This window comes from Mesorhizobium sp. M2A.F.Ca.ET.043.05.1.1, from assembly GCF_003952445.1.
In the GTDB taxonomy this organism is placed as follows: Bacteria; Pseudomonadota; Alphaproteobacteria; order Rhizobiales; family Rhizobiaceae; genus Mesorhizobium.
In genome coordinates, this window is the sequence record NZ_CP034446.1 from 2125532 (window position 1) to 2141219 (window position 15688).

General features: G+C 59.5%; 23 protein-coding genes. 12 read left to right on the forward strand and 11 right to left on the reverse strand.

Annotated features, from left to right (window positions below; all coding sequences use genetic code 11):
• Nucleotides 1–11: 11 nt before the first annotated feature.
• The 3 genes from guaB to EJ069_RS10265 form a co-directional block, all read right to left on the reverse strand.
• On the reverse strand, nucleotides 12–1514 hold the full coding sequence (gene guaB / locus EJ069_RS10255; protein ID WP_126061170.1) for an IMP dehydrogenase: 1503 nt from the start codon (nucleotides 1512–1514) through the stop codon (nucleotides 12–14).
• 140 nt (nucleotides 1515–1654) lie between these two features.
• Nucleotides 1655–2104 carry a PIN domain-containing protein gene (locus EJ069_RS10260; protein WP_126061171.1) on the reverse strand — a complete coding sequence of 150 codons (450 nt, stop codon included), beginning with the start codon at nucleotides 2102–2104 and terminating at the stop codon, nucleotides 1655–1657.
• Nucleotides 2101–2346: a type II toxin-antitoxin system prevent-host-death family antitoxin gene (locus tag EJ069_RS10265; protein WP_126061172.1), complete on the reverse strand. Its 246-nt coding sequence runs from the start codon at nucleotides 2344–2346 to the stop codon at nucleotides 2101–2103. Before EJ069_RS10265 ends, EJ069_RS10260 begins: the two co-directional genes overlap by 4 nt.
• A gap of 460 nt (nucleotides 2347–2806) precedes the next feature.
• Between EJ069_RS10265 and EJ069_RS10270 the strand changes: the two genes are divergently transcribed.
• A complete protein-coding gene (locus tag EJ069_RS10270) occupies nucleotides 2807–3028 on the forward strand; it encodes a hypothetical protein (RefSeq protein ID WP_126061173.1) in 222 nt (73 codons plus the stop codon).
• 967 nt (nucleotides 3029–3995) lie between these two features.
• On the opposite strand, the gene EJ069_RS10275 is transcribed toward EJ069_RS10270, so the two are convergent.
• Genes EJ069_RS10275 through EJ069_RS10285 form a run of 3 tightly spaced genes read right to left on the reverse strand, consistent with a single transcriptional unit; the run spans nucleotide 3996 to nucleotide 5411 of the window.
• Nucleotides 3996–4286, reverse strand: a complete 291-nt coding sequence (locus tag EJ069_RS10275) for a hypothetical protein (protein ID WP_126061174.1) — start codon at nucleotides 4284–4286, stop codon at nucleotides 3996–3998.
• Complete coding sequence (locus tag EJ069_RS10280) at nucleotides 4283–4891, reverse strand: hypothetical protein (protein ID WP_126061175.1); 609 nt, start codon at nucleotides 4889–4891, stop codon at nucleotides 4283–4285. Before EJ069_RS10280 ends, EJ069_RS10275 begins: the two co-directional genes overlap by 4 nt.
• Nucleotide 4892: 1 nt before the next feature.
• Nucleotides 4893–5411: a hypothetical protein gene (locus EJ069_RS10285; RefSeq protein WP_126061176.1), complete on the reverse strand. Its 519-nt coding sequence runs from the start codon at nucleotides 5409–5411 to the stop codon at nucleotides 4893–4895.
• A 269-nt stretch (nucleotides 5412–5680) separates the two neighbouring features.
• On the opposite strand from EJ069_RS10285, the gene EJ069_RS10290 reads away from it, so the two are divergent.
• The 9 genes from EJ069_RS10290 to EJ069_RS10325 all read left to right on the forward strand — a co-directional run bounded on the left by EJ069_RS10290 (nucleotide 5681) and on the right by EJ069_RS10325 (nucleotide 10966).
• Entirely contained in the window at nucleotides 5681–5911 is a 231-nt protein-coding gene (locus EJ069_RS10290; RefSeq protein ID WP_126061177.1) for a hypothetical protein, read from the forward strand.
• A gap of 13 nt (nucleotides 5912–5924) precedes the next feature.
• Nucleotides 5925–6407 carry a hypothetical protein gene (locus tag EJ069_RS10295; RefSeq protein ID WP_126061178.1) on the forward strand — a complete coding sequence of 161 codons (483 nt, stop codon included), beginning with the start codon at nucleotides 5925–5927 and terminating at the stop codon, nucleotides 6405–6407.
• Between the two features lies 1 nt (nucleotide 6408).
• The gene (locus EJ069_RS10300; protein ID WP_126061179.1) at nucleotides 6409–6849 is read left to right on the forward strand and encodes a hypothetical protein; all 441 of its coding nucleotides are present in this window, start codon (nucleotides 6409–6411) and stop codon (nucleotides 6847–6849) included.
• A 34-nt stretch (nucleotides 6850–6883) separates the two neighbouring features.
• Nucleotides 6884–7084, forward strand: a complete 201-nt coding sequence (locus EJ069_RS10305) for a hypothetical protein (protein WP_126061180.1) — start codon at nucleotides 6884–6886, stop codon at nucleotides 7082–7084.
• Nucleotides 7085–7157: 73 nt separating this feature from the next.
• Nucleotides 7158–7415 (forward strand): hypothetical protein, encoded by a 258-nt coding sequence (locus EJ069_RS10310; RefSeq protein ID WP_145965054.1) that lies wholly within the window; start codon nucleotides 7158–7160, stop codon nucleotides 7413–7415.
• Nucleotides 7416–7503: 88 nt separating this feature from the next.
• Entirely contained in the window at nucleotides 7504–7728 is a 225-nt protein-coding gene (locus EJ069_RS10315; protein WP_126061182.1) for a hypothetical protein, read from the forward strand.
• 10 nt (nucleotides 7729–7738) lie between these two features.
• Nucleotides 7739–7930: a hypothetical protein gene (locus EJ069_RS10320; RefSeq protein WP_126061183.1), complete on the forward strand. Its 192-nt coding sequence runs from the start codon at nucleotides 7739–7741 to the stop codon at nucleotides 7928–7930.
• Between the two features lie 309 nt (nucleotides 7931–8239).
• Nucleotides 8240–8380: a hypothetical protein gene (locus EJ069_RS32700; protein ID WP_189476266.1), complete on the forward strand. Its 141-nt coding sequence runs from the start codon at nucleotides 8240–8242 to the stop codon at nucleotides 8378–8380.
• Between the two features lie 3 nt (nucleotides 8381–8383).
• Entirely contained in the window at nucleotides 8384–10966 is a 2583-nt protein-coding gene (locus tag EJ069_RS10325) for a hypothetical protein (protein ID WP_126061184.1), read from the forward strand.
• Between the two features lie 670 nt (nucleotides 10967–11636).
• Here EJ069_RS10325 and EJ069_RS10330 read toward each other — a convergent pair.
• From EJ069_RS10330 to EJ069_RS10350, 5 genes are all read right to left on the reverse strand, one after another.
• Nucleotides 11637–11939 (reverse strand): hypothetical protein, encoded by a 303-nt coding sequence (locus EJ069_RS10330; RefSeq protein WP_126061185.1) that lies wholly within the window; start codon nucleotides 11937–11939, stop codon nucleotides 11637–11639.
• A gap of 10 nt (nucleotides 11940–11949) precedes the next feature.
• On the reverse strand, nucleotides 11950–12348 hold the full coding sequence (locus EJ069_RS10335) for a hypothetical protein (RefSeq protein WP_126061186.1): 399 nt from the start codon (nucleotides 12346–12348) through the stop codon (nucleotides 11950–11952).
• 106 nt (nucleotides 12349–12454) lie between these two features.
• Nucleotides 12455–13417, reverse strand: a complete 963-nt coding sequence (locus EJ069_RS10340; RefSeq protein ID WP_126061187.1) for a hypothetical protein — start codon at nucleotides 13415–13417, stop codon at nucleotides 12455–12457.
• A gap of 115 nt (nucleotides 13418–13532) precedes the next feature.
• Complete coding sequence (locus EJ069_RS10345) at nucleotides 13533–14099, reverse strand: hypothetical protein (RefSeq protein WP_126061188.1); 567 nt, start codon at nucleotides 14097–14099, stop codon at nucleotides 13533–13535.
• 140 nt (nucleotides 14100–14239) lie between these two features.
• Nucleotides 14240–14521 carry a hypothetical protein gene (locus EJ069_RS10350; RefSeq protein ID WP_126061189.1) on the reverse strand — a complete coding sequence of 94 codons (282 nt, stop codon included), beginning with the start codon at nucleotides 14519–14521 and terminating at the stop codon, nucleotides 14240–14242.
• Between the two features lie 145 nt (nucleotides 14522–14666).
• Here EJ069_RS10350 and EJ069_RS10355 point away from each other — a divergent pair, with 145 nt between their 5' ends.
• Nucleotides 14667–14894 (forward strand): hypothetical protein, encoded by a 228-nt coding sequence (locus EJ069_RS10355; RefSeq protein ID WP_126061190.1) that lies wholly within the window; start codon nucleotides 14667–14669, stop codon nucleotides 14892–14894.
• Nucleotides 14884–15651: a hypothetical protein gene (locus EJ069_RS10360; protein ID WP_126061191.1), complete on the forward strand. Its 768-nt coding sequence runs from the start codon at nucleotides 14884–14886 to the stop codon at nucleotides 15649–15651. Before EJ069_RS10355 ends, EJ069_RS10360 begins: the two co-directional genes overlap by 11 nt.
• The last annotated feature ends 37 nt before the right edge of the window (nucleotides 15652–15688 follow it).

Genomic DNA, 15688 nt, shown 5'->3' on the forward strand with positions numbered 1-15688 from the left:
CGGCCTCCCGATCAAATTCCGCCCGGGTAATTGGGGCTTTCGCGGGTGATCGTGACGTCATGGGCGTGGCTTTCACGAAGTCCGGCATTGGATATGCGCACAAAGGTGGCGCGCTCGCGGAAGTCTGCAAGGTCACGTCCACCCACATAACCCATAGCGGCTTTCAGGCCGCCCGCAAGCTGGTGCAGCACGCCAGCCACAGGTCCTTTGTAGGGAACCTGCCCTTCGATGCCTTCCGGAACCAGTTTCAGCGTATCGCGGACCTCCGCCTGGAAGTAGCGATCGGCCGACCCGCGCGCCATGGCGCCGACCGAGCCCATGCCGCGGTAAGCCTTGAAGGAGCGGCCCTGGTGCAGATAGACCTCGCCCGGGCTCTCATCCGTGCCGGCGAGCAGCGAGCCGATCATGGCCGCACTTGCGCCCGCGGCGAGCGCCTTGGCCAGATCGCCCGAATATTTGATGCCGCCGTCGGCAATGACGCTGACGCCGGCCTTGCCGGCCGTCTCGACCGCCGACATGATCGCCGAAAGCTGCGGCACGCCGACACCGGCGACGATTCGCGTGGTGCAGATCGAGCCCGGGCCGATGCCGACCTTGACGGCGTCGGCGCCGGCATCGATCAGCGCTTTCGTGCCGTCGGCGGTGGCGACATTGCCGGCCAGGATGCGCACGGAGTTGGAGAGCTTCTTGGCCCGCGCCACCGCGTCCAGCACGCGCTGCGAATGACCGTGCGCTGTGTCGATGACAAGCAGGTCGACGCCGGCGTCGATCAGGCGCTCGGCGCGCTCGAAGCCGTCATCGCCGACGCTGGTGGCGGCGGCGGCGCGCAGCCTCCCTTGTGCGTCCTTTGTGGCATGCGGATTGAGCTGCGACTTCTCGATGTCCTTGACGGTGATCAGGCCGACGCAATTGCCGTTCCTGTCGACCACCACCAGCTTCTCGATGCGGTGCTTGTGCAGCAGGCGCTTGGCCTCGTCCTGGTCGACATTCTCCTTGACCGTGATCAGGTTCTCACGGGTCATCAGCTCATAGACCTTCTGCGCCGGATCGGAGGCGAAACGCACGTCGCGGTTGGTGAGGATACCGACCAGGCGGCCGACCGTGTGGCCGCCGGTGCCGCCATTCTCCACCACTGGAATGCCGGAAATGCTGTTGGAGCGCATCAGCGCCAGCGCGTCGGCAAGCGTGGCGTCTGGACCGATGGTGACCGGGTTCACCACCATGCCGGATTCGAATTTCTTCACCTGCCGGACCTGCTCGGCCTGCTCGGCCGGGGTCAGGTTGCGGTGGATGACGCCGATGCCGCCGGCCTGCGCCATGGCGATCGCCAGCCGCGCCTCGGTGACGGTGTCCATGGCGGCCGACAGGATCGGCACGTTGAGGTCGATATCGCCGGCGATGCGGGTGCGGATGTCGGTTTCGCCCGGCATGACCTCGGAATGGCCGGGCTGCAAGAGCACGTCGTCGAAGGTCAGCGCCAGGGCGCCGGTGGACGTTTCGATGATTTTTCCCATGGCCAGTCCTTTTGAATGCGGAAAAGGCGCTGGGCCGATTGGCCAGCGCCGACTCTCATCTTCCCTTTCAGGATTGGCGCTGGCTGGTAACACGTCCTGGGACGGAAGGAAAGACGGTCGTTGCGCGAGGCGTCGAGTTCCTATCCGGTGCCAAGAAGCGTATCGAGCAATGCATGGCGCGGCGACGCAAAAGGATTGACGACGGTCACCCCGCCCCAGGTAAAGCCGTCTTGAATGTCCTCTGACAGAAGAAGCCGGCAACCCGCCTGCGAGGCGGCGGAAAGAATGACCGCGTCCCAGATGCCAAAACGATGGTCGGCGGCCAGATCGGCTGCCATCGTCATCACTTCGGGCGTCGTTGCGGTAACTGGAAATGCGTCTCGCCAACTCAAGAGAGCGTCACGAGCTGTTTGCGGCGATCGCCCGGCCTTGCGGACAAGCAGATTGTACAGTTCACCAAGCACCTGGACGGGGACGATGGCAGTCTCTTGTGGAACGTTGCGCAACAGTTCGAGAACGGTATCGCGTTTTTCAACGCTGTTGATCCCTTCCGCATAGGCGAGGATGTTGGTGTCGAGTGCGACCTTCACCGGTCGTTCTCATAAAGCTCGTCACGGGTCCAAGGTCCCGCTTGCACGGCCGGCTGCCGTTCAAGTCGTGATAACAGTGCCCCCCGTGCGCGCGCAGGCACGCCTTCGCGCTTATCCGCAGGCACGATCCGAGCCACTGGACGTCCATGGCTGGTCACGACGTAGCTCTGCCCCTCACGTACCGCACGAAGGATATGAGAAAATCTGCGGTTGGCATCGGCAGCCGATACGGCTTCATCCACGATTGCACCTATTTGTAGTTATTTTCACTACAATAGCGATAGTCGCCCTGTTCATCAAGCATATTGGCAGTGACTTGCGCCACCAGTTGTGCGTTCGCGCAAAAGTGACAGCAATTTAATGCGACATCCGGGCGAAGGCGTGATACCCGCCCGTCGTAGCCGGTTCGCCCCCAAGCCGGGCCTAGAATTCGCGAAGACAAATCAGGGCGTTTCCCCTTGAACCGCATCATCCCGCTCATCCTGGCGGTCGCACTTTTCATGGAGAAAAGCGCCAATCCCTAGTCTGTGCGGCAATGTGCATACCCCCTGCCCTCAATTCATAAGAGGTTTCATAACCTGAGGCGGGGCGATTTCCCAAAAATCCGCTTGCCGAATACGGGCGCGACAACTCACATTTGCGCACATTCGCAAGACAGGCGCTCGCGGGCGCCCGAGCACATTCGCAAAACAGGGCATGGAAATGGACCGCCTATCGACCAAACAGACGCTCGAAAAGCTCGGGCTGACGCACCGCAACAGCCTGCGCTCCCGGATCGAAAGCGGGCAGCTAACGCCTATCGTGGATCGAGGCCGAAACTACTATGACAGGGCGCAGGTCGAGGCGCTGGTAAATCCGCCGATCATCTACACAACGCCGTCGGCGACGATGCTGGCGACAGGCGAACCGGAAGGCGGTTGGTAGGGTCTCACGCGCCGAACTCCGATATGCTTACCGTAATAGCATGGGAGAAAGCCGTGCCAAGGAGCACCCCTACTCGTAGCGGTAGCTATCTCAGGTCCGACCTGTACGCTATCCGCCGCTATCTGCCCGGTGAGATGACCGAAAAGACCGAGTACTGGTTTTTCAAGATCGCCAGGGTATCTGCAGATGGATATGCGCGATACAATCGTGAGCGATTTCGGTGGCACTCAAAGGCGGAGTTGCCAGCCTTGGTCGACGCGCTGAGAACCGAAGATGACGTGCTGTTTGGGTATGACCCAAACGAACCCCTGGACTTCATTAAGCTGTGGGAACCACTCGGCCCATACAGGCAGTTTTGGTGGAACTGAGGAAGGCGGCATAGAGCCGCCTTCCTTTCGTGAGTCTCATTGGCGCAAGCTTCGCATTAAGGCGTAATGGCGAGCACGTTCTCGTTGCACTTTGACAGGGTCGCCGCTCCGCCCGGCATTCGCTACCTTGGCAATGCTCCAAAGAACCACCGGAGCGAACTTGCCATGTGTGCGTTCGAACTTCTGGATTCGGGTCATTTCGATTTCTCCCGCAAAGGTGAATTTACCCGGGATAATACAATGGCGGCCCGAAATCGTTCAAAGCGATCCCAAAAATTCGATCTGAGACACGGCCTGATCGGCGCTTGACCTCTGGTGTCAGTGATCATCACAGAGGGGCGGTTCCGCGCTGCCCCTCTGCATGCCCGGAACGCCAGGCGATCAAGTGGCGCTCTTTGGCCGACCATGTCGCCGATGCGGATTCGCGGCTGAAATCAAGCTCGCACAAATACGCCAAGGCGTCGTCCCTGCTGGCCTGAGGATTGGCGCATAGATACGCCGCGAGCAGTTGGCCGAGTGGTCGGCGGGCCGTTCCGCAAATCGAGATCGAGGACAAGTCGTTCCTTTGAATGGCGCAACGCTCAGGCGCTGCGGTTTCGTTACGCGACGTCCCACCCGAACGCCGACGCGATACGGGCAAGCAGGCCGGGCTTGCGTGTCTGCATGGCTGCGAGCAACGGCGACAGCGGGGAATCGTATGGCAGCACTCGTAAGCGACGCCGCAATTCGTCTTGATCAACCTCGCGGTTCGCCTTTCGAGCCTCGCGCTCCATCTGCAATCGGATCGCGCGCTTCACTACCTCGCGCTGGTGGTGCTCGAACGCTGAGACGCCATGCGGGACGCCTCCGGTCTGCACCATGCCGATCTCACCCTCTCGGTACTCGCTCATTCTTTCAGGCCCCATTCCTTCAAAACATCATCAACTAGTCCGCGCATGCCACGGAACGGCACGACGTTGCTCTTTGCGGGCGCTTCCTTGTCGGGAAGCTTCGCTTGGTACGCCTCGACCTCGGCGATTGCGTCTCGTGTCTCGCGCTCGCTCATTGGCGGCGCAGCGTCGAGGTCCGATGCCACAGGGGTCGTCTCAGGCTCGGGTTCGGCGGTGGCGATCTCTGGTTCTGGCAGCGCATCGACCAAGAATGGAACATTGATCCGGTCGAACTCAATGCGCGGCACGAGCAGCGTCTCGCACCAAAGGCGATCCTCGCTGTCCGTCCAATTCGTCTCGACCGGGTAGACCCCTGTGGCACGCACCTCGTCCACAAGCGCCACCGTGTCCTCGCCGTCGTCGCTCGCATTCATGGCCACATACTTGCCGGTCGGAATCGCTATGATCCGCAAAGCATCGGGAAAGTCGGGCTGGACCAGAATCGTGCCGTCGTGCCGCTCAATGGTGTAATCGCCGCTCGATACCAGCTTGCCGTCGACTGAGACGATCCGAGCGAGGCGCCGGTCTTGCGCATCCAGCTTAGCCATGAGGGCGGGCGTTTGCATGTCAGGCGGCCGTTATTACCTGGAGGGCCGAAACGTCCTTGCGAGGGCGACCGGGACCACGTGGCGCTGTGCCATCCGCGCTGTTAGGGGTGATATCGAGCAAGGCCTTTTCCAGGCGGGCATTCTGCGCGAGTAGCAGGTTGATCTGCGCAGTCTGATCGCCGGTGATCACCGACAGCACGACGTCCAGGTCTCGCTTGGTGATCGAGCCGTTAGCGAATAACTGCAATGCCGCGCCTCGCCGCTTCTCGATTGGCTGGTCAAGCAGCGCTTCCAACGCCTCAGGATCGCCGCCGAAACTGTCGTCGGAATCGACTTGACATAGTTCAACCAGCGTCTGTGACGCCTTCAACCGTACCGCTGCGTCGGTGCATTGGGTGGCGAGGTCTTTGATTTGACGAACCGCGGTTTCGGCATGCTCGCGCGCAAGGTCGCCGAGTGTTTTGACCTGCGGAAGGCCCGCCGCCTCGCGAGCGAGCCTGTCAAATTTAGCGAGCTGTGACTTGGTGTATTGGGCCATTGCGCACCCTGTGGCAAATGTATTCATGCACAAATACACGCCTTTACTTTAGGTATACAATACATCGCGAAAATTTATTTTTGAAATGGGGTGCCCTGATTTCGCAATGTGTTATCGTATTCGCATCGGACTTTGATCGCGCTTCGGCGCGGACGGTTCGGTGAATCTCCTGACCGGGCTAGAGAGGCGCGGGCGGGATGAACTCTTGCAGCGATTCCCGCTCGCGCCCTTTGTCTCTTGGCAGGCATAAAGAAGGACGCGAAATTCCGATGAAATCCTACGAGTGCAAGCCCGGGTGTGGTTGCCCCTCCTGCAACCCTGCAAACCGCGTCTCGGATGCGAGCGATCCGGTGCACTTCACGAAGACGCTCAAGATGGTCAATGAACTCGCGGCGGCAAAGGCAACGCCGGAGGTGCCCGGCTTGCAGCCAAAGCCGACAGCCGAAGAATCAGACGCGCTGATGCGTGAGATGAAGCTCGGCCCGTATAAGTTCTACTAAGGCGCGCCGCACCATGCCGTATCGTCTCGAAGGTTTCGCGTCGCTGCCCGTGCGGGATGCGGAAGACCATCTCGTCGCGCTCAAGAGCCTGAGCTGGAACGCACCGAAACTGCTGTACCGTCACGACGATAAGGTGGTCGCCGGTAAGATCGTCTCGCTCAAGTGGCGCGACCAAGGGCTTTGGATCGAATGTGACGCCGAAGACCAGTATGCGGAAAGCCCGGCCTTCTCGATCCGGTTCAGCGTTCGCGAGCACGAGATCAAAGGTGTTGGTCGTGAGGCTCACGCCATCGTCAAGCGCGGCATCCTGACCGAGGTCAGTCTAGTTCAAACGCCATGCTGCCCCGGCGCGCTGGTCGTCCATCGGCACAAGTTGCCCGACACGCCCATAACGAAGTCTACCAACCCGTTCAACGATGCTGAGTGGCAGGTACGCCACGAGCAGCGACAGATCAAGATCAAAACATTGCTAAGCGAGATGAAAGGCGGCAATTGACATGAGCACCAACTACTCCGAACTGCGCAAGATTCTGAACAATTCAGGGTGGCCGGCGCACGCCATCGCGAAGAGTGCCCGCGTGCCGGAAACGGTCGTCAAGGATTACCTCGCCGACACAAAGGAAATTTCGCCGCTCGACTTCGGCCGCATTCAGGCTTGGTCGGAAAATCATATCGGGATCACGCCCGCGACCGGCAAGATCATCTTCACAAAGTGGCGCGGCGACGATCTGAAGATGCCCGACCTCTCGATCATGCCGCCCGTGATGCCGGGCCGCGCGCCGGAATTCGAGCCGAATATCTCGGTGGTCGACGCGGACAAGACGCTGGCCGCTCAGGCCAATTATCTGAACGGCGCCATGACCGGCTCGGAAATCAAGATTCGCGCCGAGAACGTCATCGCCAAGAAACAGGTCGTTCGCGAGGGTGAAGGCGCCTAATCGCCCCCTGTGGCAGCAGACAAGGAACGTAGTCATGTCGTGGCAACCCTCAACTGTCGAAGAATGCGACCGCTTGCTCAAGGCGTCTGCCACCGAGATCGCCGAGTTGATCGTGCAGCGCGCGCGATTGATTGTCGGCGTTCCTGACTACGTTCCGACCGCAGAAGACTATCAGTTTATCCTGCGAACCATCGTGCTCAATGCGATGCCGACGGAAGGGGCACGCCCGCAATGAGCCAGCAGAACTGCCCGAACCTACCGCCGTGCGAGCCGGGATTTGTGCGGGATACCTACACGCCCGGCTGTCCATGCGTCCCTATGTCGGCAGGTGCGAAAGGATCGCGCCGATGAGCAATCCCATTCAAGCGAAACTGGCCGAAATGCTCGCCGAGAACGGTGGGGCGATCCCGACACCGCCGCATCTCGCGGAGCATTTCAAGCGCCTGCTGCCTTCGGAACACCTCGAGTCCGTCGAGCGCAATTTGCCCGACCCGGCGCCCGTGTCACAGGGCAAGGCGCGGCTCGGACCGGCACGCAAAAAGCGCCTCAAGCAACCGAAAGCCTGACCATGTTCAACCTGCTCGATGTCGCTACCGTCGCCGCCATTTCTTGGCCGGCAGCGATTACGATTTACACGTTTTTGGTGACGTTCAGATGAGCCGCCGCGCCAGGAACCATATGGCCGACATCCTGCGCCAGGACGAGTTCGAGCGCCAGGAGCGCCGCGAGGCCGAGAAGGCCGAAGAACGCGACCTACTGAAAGCCTTCACCGTGGGAAGGGGCGACCAAGGTTCGGGCCGGAACAGGCGCCGGCACTCGCATGACGAGCCGAAGGAACAGGGCACGACCGGCACCACTCGGTGGTTCCGCAACTTCTGAGGGCAGAACAATGAAACTTCACACAACCTCAACTCCCGCCGAGCGGTACCACCCCGCCGACGAGCAGGTAGTGGTCCCGGGCGGTGACAGCGCGTTTGCCTCGATCCGCATCTTTGATGACGGCAAGGGCAACCCGGTCTCGCTGAACGTCGAGACAGCGCAGCAGCTTGGGTTGAAGCCGTGGCAGGGAGCAACGCTGTGACCGTCACCTGTCAACCCAAGTCCTGCCGCAATCCCTCGCAACCGCTCCCGCCAGTCGTCCAGCCTGCCTATGATCGCGGTACGGACGGCATTCTCGCCCCGGTGTCGCCATGAACGGTAAGCCTGTCCCATACCGCGATGCTATAGCGTTGCTTGGTCTGCAACACGTTGCCAATGATCAGTTCGAGAATCGTGCCACAGGTGAGCATGTTCGCCTGAGCATAGACGAGCGCGGTTTCGTTTACCTGGACGGGAGGCGGCACCGCAGCATCACCGTCAAGACCGCAGTCGTCCCTCGCGAGATGCGCTGATGAGCAAGGCCAAGAACCATTTCAAGGCCATGCGCAAGCTCGGCGCGGCGCAGACGAAACGCGGCGACAAGGTGCGCGCTCTGCCCGCTGTGGCACAAATCCCCGTGCAGTTCACGCGCGGTACGTTCAAGAAAGGTTGAGCAATGGCCAACTTCGTAGAACAAGCCACACTTCGGCTGGTCGACCAGTCTTCGGGACCGATCCGCAAGGTCAATGCTGAACTGAAAAAGCTATTTACGACCGTAAACAAGTTGCAGTCGAAGACGATCAAGCTCGACGTGAACGCCAAGGGACTTAACCAGGCGACGACGGCAACGCGGAAGCTCAACGCCGATCTGAGCAAGCTGGCCGCAAGGCGCCCGCGAGTGAACGTCAACACCACAGCCGCGCAGCAGCAGATCAACGCGCTAAAGAACGCCGTCAACAGCCTGCCGAAGTCGCGAACGATCCGCCTCAATACCAGCGGCAATCCGAACGTGCCGCAGGGTGCAGGCGGCGGTAACGGCAGCGTTCAGCGCGCCAATAATCTCTTCGCCTCGCGCCGCGCCGATAACGACTGGGTCGCTGCCGGACGCATCATCGCCCGTTCATTCGTCGCCAGCATGGGATTCACCCTCGCCCAATTGACCCGCAATGCCACGAAGACGGCGGGCCAGGGTATCATGTCGCTGGACGATGCCCGGGCGCTGGCTCGCGTGTCTGGCGTTGACGTGGGCGGTCTTGAGGCATCGGCGTCAAGGGCCGCGGCAGGGACGAAGGGCGTTTCCATTGCCGACATCATGGCGGCGGCTGTCGAGCAACAGGGCCAATTGCAGGCACGCCTTAAGGCAGGAACGATCACGCAGGCCGAGTACAACCGACAGCTTGACGCGACCACCACGCAGATCGCCAAGTCCACGCAGATTTACGGCACGCTGCAAGGCGATTTCAAAGGCGGTGCAGAACAGGCTCGGCAAGTGCTGAAAGCGCTCGATCTGACGACCAGCAGCAATGATCCGGTCAAGAATTTGCAAAAGCGTCAGGCAATGACCGACGCTATCATGAAGTCGCAGATTGCGGTCGGCGGCGACGTTGACGCAGCCGACATCAAGCGCAAGTTGCAGCAGCTAGGCCCGGTGGCAGCGCAGAGCCTTACGCCGCGCGGTATGCAGGTGCTCATCCATTCTATGGACGAGGCGGGCGCAAGCGCTGCGGCCAATATCCGGTCGTCGTTCCGCGACCTCACGCGCGGCGATCTGAACAAGAAGGACAAGCAGCGCCAGATCGCGGCTGGTCTTCGGGACAAGAACGGTAAGACGGTATTCACTGACGAGCAGCTTGGTGATCCGCTCGCTATGGCAGCGGACGTTATCATTCCGAAGCTGAGGGCGATGGGCACAAATCTGGACTCGACCACCGCTGTCATGGCGGCGCTCGACGACCAGCTTGGCTTCACCACCAAAGGCGCGCAACTGTTCGCTTCGATCATTCCGCAGATCGCGCAGAAGGAACAGGAGCTCACCCGCGCTAACACCGTTGATCCCAATAAGATCCTTGGCGACCAATCAACGCTGCGCGCGAATCTCGCCGAGATCAACACGGCATTTCAGGATGCGGTAGGCAAGGTTGCTTCCAGCACACAGGCGCTTGATCTGATGAAAGGTGCGGCAGCTACAACAGGCGAGGTGCTGACATCACTTTCAAAGGGCGAACTACCGTCTGGTAAGGATGCTATTGCAGCCGCAGGCGGCCTTGCCGCACTCGGGATCACGTCGGCGATTGCGGCCACGCTTGATCCCGCCACGGCACCGCTAGGCACCGCTGCCCTCGCGCTGGACGGATCAGCGGCAGCGCTGACAGCCTCCGCTGCTGCCTTGACGGGTGCGGCAGGTGTCAATGCAGCGACGGGTCTTGCCACAGGTGCAGCAGCCGGTGGCGGCATCCTATCGACCCTGCTTAAGCGAACCGGTCTCGGCGTGCTTGCCGCCGGATCAATCGCACTGCTCAATAAGGCTGTGCAAGCCGACGCCGAGCGCGAAAGGAACGGCGACAAGAATACCCTGCTCGGCGCGATCCGCGACGTGTTCAAAGGCGCTCGTGATAATATCGCCACCCGGGATTCGATAGCGCGCTCCGTGCAGACCCAGCGGGACGAGCAGCGGACAACCCGCATTGAATCTCAGGTCAGGCGGCTTGAGAATGATACCCGGATCAGGGCGTCGGCGCTCATGAAGCCGGGCCAAGTCCCTGACCAGATCGCTAACCTGAAACTGCAAGCGCAGACAATCAAGGTCGATGCTGCCACGGCCGAGATGGGCCGCATCATGAAGCTCGAACAGCAGGACCGCAGCGCCGCCGACCTAGTCGCCGCTCGCAAGCTCAATGCGAACCCGGCCTTGGAGGATCGGGCGACACGCGCCACCCGGACTAATGACTTCGCGGCCATGATCAACAGCATGGACGCGGCGGCCAGTACCATTCAATCCGCCATTGGGACGGGCAGCGCACAAGGTGGCGCGACAATTCAGACCGACATGATCGCGGGAGGGGCGAGCGCAGCCGCCGCGATCCTCGGCGCTGGCACAGGATTCGGCTCGACCGCAGCGGGCATCATGGCAGCAGCAGGAGCCGCATTCGGCGACAATGCTGCGGCTCGGATCAATGCTGCCGCAGCCAACATCCGACTGAGCATTCAGCAGCCCGGCCCTTCTCCTAACGTTGGCACCGTCAAGCCGTCTAACAGCTAATAGTCGCTGCGTCCTTGGGAAGGGCGCGCAGCGTGAGCGGGGATCGGTCCTTGCCTTGTGCCGATCCCCGCAATCAAATCGAGGAATCGCCTGTGGCACGTAAGCACCGTGAATTGTCGCCAATTTTCTGCCGGGTCTGTTCGAAGCAGATGAAGCGAACCCGGCATAACGCAACTAAACTCTATTGCGGCCGGCGATGCCAGAAGCGAGCGGCACAGGAACGGTCCTTGGTCGCTGCGGAATGTCTGCCGTTGCCTCGGCCTGAGCCGATGTTTTAAGCGCCCAAAATCGTGAAGCCGGACTCTGTTGACACGCCCATTTTGCCTGGGAATGGCGAGATCAACGTTCACTTTTTTGGAACCCCCTGTCAAAGGTCGCGAAGCTTAGAGTATTTAGAGGGTCATCTTTAACAAAAGGGATTCTCCTTAGATGACTTTTCTCCAGATTGCTTACCTTCTGATTGCGTTCTCCTACCTCGTTGCTGTGATGGCGCTGTATTTCTCCCACTAACCGTGATGACGTACCAGCGCCGTCAGCGCGCGGGCGCCGTCGCCCGCGCCAATGATCACCCGACATCATTGCCGCGCGTTGCAGGGCGGTGCACAGCGGATTGTGTGCATGAAAAAGGGCGCACGCGGCGCCCCTTGTCGTCTCGATATCGTGGCAACTGTCAGAAGTCGATCACGTCGGATTCAGCCGCGACGCGTCCGCCGTTCGGACGGCCAGCGATATCGTGTTTGAAGGCGCTGTCCGACACGAAGCGGTTGCCACGCGAAGCAGCGTATCCGCGCGTTTCGATCAACGCGTTAGAACGCTTGATGTTGAACAGATTCACCAGCATCTCGACGCGCTCGCCGACGGTCATGGCTCGTTCCTTGACCATTGGATGCGCGTTGAACGCCCAACAGATATCCCTAGCGGTCTGCGCCTTGGCACGAACGTCGGCGCGAATGGTGTTGGCGTTGAAGGTCATTGTCGCCCCTTTACGTTCTCGTTCGCGAAGCGCGGTCATCGGCCTTCTTTAGCTGAATCTTGATTGTTGCGGGATGCAGATTCTTCGCAAGCAGCGCGGCGATGCAGTCGGCGCGCGACATGGTGGGGTTGGCATTTGCAAAGGCGCGGATAATGCCGCACGGCCCGAGTTCGTCGCTTGCCACAGGGGCGACGGGCGCGGCCTTGCCCTTCCCCTTCTTCGGCGTTCCGAACACCTTGGCGACGGTGGCGGCGATTGCCTTTTCACGGATCGCATAGGTGTCGGCGCCGTCCTTGCGCTCACCGATGATATCGAACGTGCCAGCCTTGAGGCCTTGTTCCCTGGCGGCGGCCTTGGCTTCGTTTTTCGTAGCGTACATGGTATTGCTCCATTGGTTGCGCCGCGACAACTACGGCGTGCAATACATGTATCTGAAGCAATCTGCAGTGGCACCTCCACTGGGCGGTACCGCTGCAATCATCCGCAGGCCGAGGCCTTTCCCAGAGGAGGGCCTATCAAACGTCGTCGCTGTGGACTTGGCCTGTCTTCTTGATAACACGGCCCTTTCCCAACGTTCGCCGGTATTCACGAATCCAGCTCGCAGTGAAATTGGTCATCACCGTGACGGGCTGGCTTTGGCGAGTTGGACGGTTGCTTGTGAAAGTGAGAACGTTCGGAATTAGGAGCCTGACGGCGGTGTCCATGTCTATTTGCCCGCGTGGTCGATCAAAAACTGTTTTGTATTCGAGGATCAATTCGACCATCTGGAGCTTCTCGTCCGGCGTGGGCTTGCCGGTCATATCAACTATGTCGTTTGGGTGAATTCCGAAAGCCAGACGGTCGTCGGCACCGGCGGGAAACAGATCGGCCAGGACGTATGAGTTAACCCGCAAAGGTGTTAGAGGAGGGTCAAGGTCGAATTGCTCAGAAGAAGCCCGGAACACAGCCGTCAGATCGTATGCTGGGCTTTGGCCCGAGTTCCTTACTTGCAAGATGATTTTGGGTAGAGCGTTCGCATTATTTTCGAGCCACGCTTTGGTGACCGAAATGTAGGCTCGGGCTTGGGCCTCGCCTATTTGGCGCGACACCTCTGTGGCGACTTCGGCGGTCTTGACACTACGTCCGGCGTGTTCCGCGCCATCGCGGGTATATTGAGCGGCCCGACCAGCGTACCAAGCGGCAAGGCCAGCGGCAATCAACGTTAGGCCGCCAACGATCACCCCTATCATAGTCCAGAATGCTGACTGCTCGGCCGCGTCCGCAGCTTTCCATTGAGCGCAAAGGTCGGAGTTGCGATCGTCCTGGCCGACTTCGCATGGATCTTTATAACCGGGAGGATCGCCAGCGGTTGAGGCGGGCGCGTTGGGGGTTGCAGTTGCAACCGCCGCTTGGTGTTGCTGTCCTGTGATTGTCGGGTCGCGGAATTCAGGAACGGCCCAAACTAGAAATAGCAGCGCGATACCAAGGGCGATGACCAAACCAAGCGCAGCGTCCGCGAACCGCCTAGACATCAAGAAGACCGCCCCATTTCCCGGCAGCGACTATACTTGCAATAAGCGCCGCCGCAACATGCCCCTGTTGCACGAGGCGGCGCTAGGCCACCACTGGCACAAACGCGCTCGCGATCTTAAACTGAAGCTCGAAAATTGTTTTCGCTAGATGCTCAAACATCTCGGTGCACTTCTCAAGCTCCGCTTTGTCAAAGATGAATTTTCCCAATAGTTCTTTGCGTTCTTTCTCCGTCTTGTAGGTGGGACCGAACACTTCTTCGACCGAGAAAATGCGTATCAATTCAGTGTATTGGTAACCATTAGCGTCAAAGTGATGCGTTTCTCTCCACCTACCGTGGATTATTCGATTTCTGAGTGTCGCCTTCTTCCCAATTTTCTCGGTTGTGCGCTCAACTTCTTTCAGAAGATCGTCGCGCTTACGAAGATGGGCGCGAGCCGCCGCCTCGATAACGCGCAACTGGGCTTGGATGCCGATGATCGAGATGAGGATCGACCCGGATTTGTTAAGGTCGGTTGGCGTGCTCACGGAGTTGAAAAGAAACATCATCTGCCATTCGACCTTTGACCAGGCGTCGATGGCGGCTGCAAAGGCGATATAGGTTTCGTCGCGGGTCGGGCGAAAAACCAGCTCTTTCGGAATTTCCTGCATATGCCTGAGACCAAAAAAGGAGGGAAACGGAGTGGGTGATTGCGCCAGAATCCCATTTTCCAGAGACCACCACTAATAGACGAAATTGCTAAAAAATCCAGTGCTCAGCCACTAGACCTTGCCCCCTGTGGCAGGAACGCTCACGGGCATGGCGTCCACCCCTTCCGCTGCTCTGGCGTCAATGCATGGTTGGTGAATTGGAGATTGCGGTCATCCCGGCCAGCGGCGCGGCATTCGTGGCAATAGATGATCTTGATCAAGTCCCAATGCAGGCAGGGTTGATCCGGTCCGAAGCGCTTCGCGAGTTCGGCGACGTCGAGTACCGCCCTGCGACTGCATGTCAGGCAGTAGACGGATAGGCCTGTGCCCGCCGCAAGCTTCCCGCCAAGCGTGCCTTCCGAAAAGGGATATTCCTTGCCCATCGCGATCTCCAAACGAGGTCGCCCCACCCGAGTCCGGCATATAAGGCGCCCCCTTACATTCGCCAAGAACGAAACCGGAACAAATTGTCTTGACCGCCGAGCCGCACCTGTGGAATCCATGCCTTACGCCACAGGAGGCGAAGGTATGGGAACGCGCTATTCGATAGAAGCCTGCCCCGATGATGCGACAGTGCTGCACATGAAGCTGAATGAGGCAGCGGACAACGGTGGCCGCGTCGTGAACGTGATTTGGCAACCCGAGCGTGAAGTCGTCACCAGTCGCGAGTTCGCCGACGACTTCAAAGTCATGGTCGAATCCGGTTACATCATCATTCTCGAATATTTCGAGCAGGACATGAAGAATGAGCGATGAGCCGGAAGTCACAACGTTGCATGCCCAACAGCTTCCGCTGCCACCTAAGGAAATTAGCTTCCAAAATCATGTCGAGAGGCAGTGGGAGAAGATAATCCGATTTTGGAAGAACGGCTGGGCTGACGAGTCAAGCCTGTCGAACCTAGAGAGCTTGATAGAGTTCGAAAGGGCCAAGCTGTTCGACAGAAACGAGCCGGATCCACGCCCGTTCGATTGGAAATCGGACTGGATTGAGGCGAAGATGATTCACGACTTCAACGTCGATGTGGTGAAGAACAGGAAGCAGCATGTCGATGACGTCAAGAAGATGTGGTTTGAGTGGACCGAACGAAGCTTCACGTACTTCTCAGACGTGAGCCTTGAGGCGCTCAAATCGATGGTATTGATTGATGGTGCAGCTATTATCGCTGCCCTGACCGTGCTATCGGGGCAGATCGCTCAGCCCTGGCCTGCTGCTGTACTCGTCTCGAAATTGACCGTCTTCACGTCGGTTACCAGCTTGCTGATGATGGGAGCAGGCCATTCGGTGCTTTTTTTGCGAATGAGTGACCTGGTTAGCCAGGTGCGATCCATCCTTATCGGGAATACCAAGCACCACAAACTCTACGCCATACCGAGATACCTGAAACGATACGCCGATCCTGCGACCAAATTGGCGAATACGCTTATCTTCGGCTCAATCGCCGTCTTTGGAATTAGCGCGTTTTTGTCGGCCCTCATATTGCTGTTTGCCCCCGGTCCGTCGGCACTCCCCTGAGTCAAAGCTGAAAGTCTACACGAAGCTCCTAAGGGTA

Bases quoted from the DNA above. Each gene is read 5' to 3' on its own strand.
- guaB (WP_126061170.1), bottom strand. From the start codon at position 1,514: ATGGGAAAAATCATCGAAACGTCCACCGGCGCCCTGGCGCTGACCTTC.
- EJ069_RS10285 (WP_126061176.1), bottom strand. From the start codon at position 5,411: ATGGCCCAATACACCAAGTCACAGCTCGCTAAATTTGACAGGCTCGCT.
- EJ069_RS10300 (WP_126061179.1), top strand. From the start codon at position 6,409: ATGAGCACCAACTACTCCGAACTGCGCAAGATTCTGAACAATTCAGGG.
- EJ069_RS10355 (WP_126061190.1), top strand. From the start codon at position 14,667: ATGGGAACGCGCTATTCGATAGAAGCCTGCCCCGATGATGCGACAGTG.
- EJ069_RS10360 (WP_126061191.1), top strand. From the start codon at position 14,884: ATGAGCGATGAGCCGGAAGTCACAACGTTGCATGCCCAACAGCTTCCG.
- EJ069_RS10345 (WP_126061188.1), bottom strand. From the start codon at position 14,099: ATGCAGGAAATTCCGAAAGAGCTGGTTTTTCGCCCGACCCGCGACGAA.
- EJ069_RS10350 (WP_126061189.1), bottom strand. From the start codon at position 14,521: ATGGGCAAGGAATATCCCTTTTCGGAAGGCACGCTTGGCGGGAAGCTT.
- EJ069_RS10290 (WP_126061177.1), top strand. From the start codon at position 5,681: ATGAAATCCTACGAGTGCAAGCCCGGGTGTGGTTGCCCCTCCTGCAAC.
- EJ069_RS32700 (WP_189476266.1), top strand. From the start codon at position 8,240: ATGAGCAAGGCCAAGAACCATTTCAAGGCCATGCGCAAGCTCGGCGCG.
- EJ069_RS10295 (WP_126061178.1), top strand. From the start codon at position 5,925: ATGCCGTATCGTCTCGAAGGTTTCGCGTCGCTGCCCGTGCGGGATGCG.
- EJ069_RS10270 (WP_126061173.1), top strand. From the start codon at position 2,807: ATGGACCGCCTATCGACCAAACAGACGCTCGAAAAGCTCGGGCTGACG.
- EJ069_RS10325 (WP_126061184.1), top strand. From the start codon at position 8,384: ATGGCCAACTTCGTAGAACAAGCCACACTTCGGCTGGTCGACCAGTCT.
- EJ069_RS10280 (WP_126061175.1), bottom strand. From the start codon at position 4,891: ATGCAAACGCCCGCCCTCATGGCTAAGCTGGATGCGCAAGACCGGCGC.
- EJ069_RS10315 (WP_126061182.1), top strand. From the start codon at position 7,504: ATGAGCCGCCGCGCCAGGAACCATATGGCCGACATCCTGCGCCAGGAC.
- EJ069_RS10310 (WP_145965054.1), top strand. From the start codon at position 7,158: ATGCGTCCCTATGTCGGCAGGTGCGAAAGGATCGCGCCGATGAGCAAT.
- EJ069_RS10320 (WP_126061183.1), top strand. From the start codon at position 7,739: ATGAAACTTCACACAACCTCAACTCCCGCCGAGCGGTACCACCCCGCC.
- EJ069_RS10305 (WP_126061180.1), top strand. From the start codon at position 6,884: ATGTCGTGGCAACCCTCAACTGTCGAAGAATGCGACCGCTTGCTCAAG.
- EJ069_RS10330 (WP_126061185.1), bottom strand. From the start codon at position 11,939: ATGACCTTCAACGCCAACACCATTCGCGCCGACGTTCGTGCCAAGGCG.
- EJ069_RS10275 (WP_126061174.1), bottom strand. From the start codon at position 4,286: ATGAGCGAGTACCGAGAGGGTGAGATCGGCATGGTGCAGACCGGAGGC.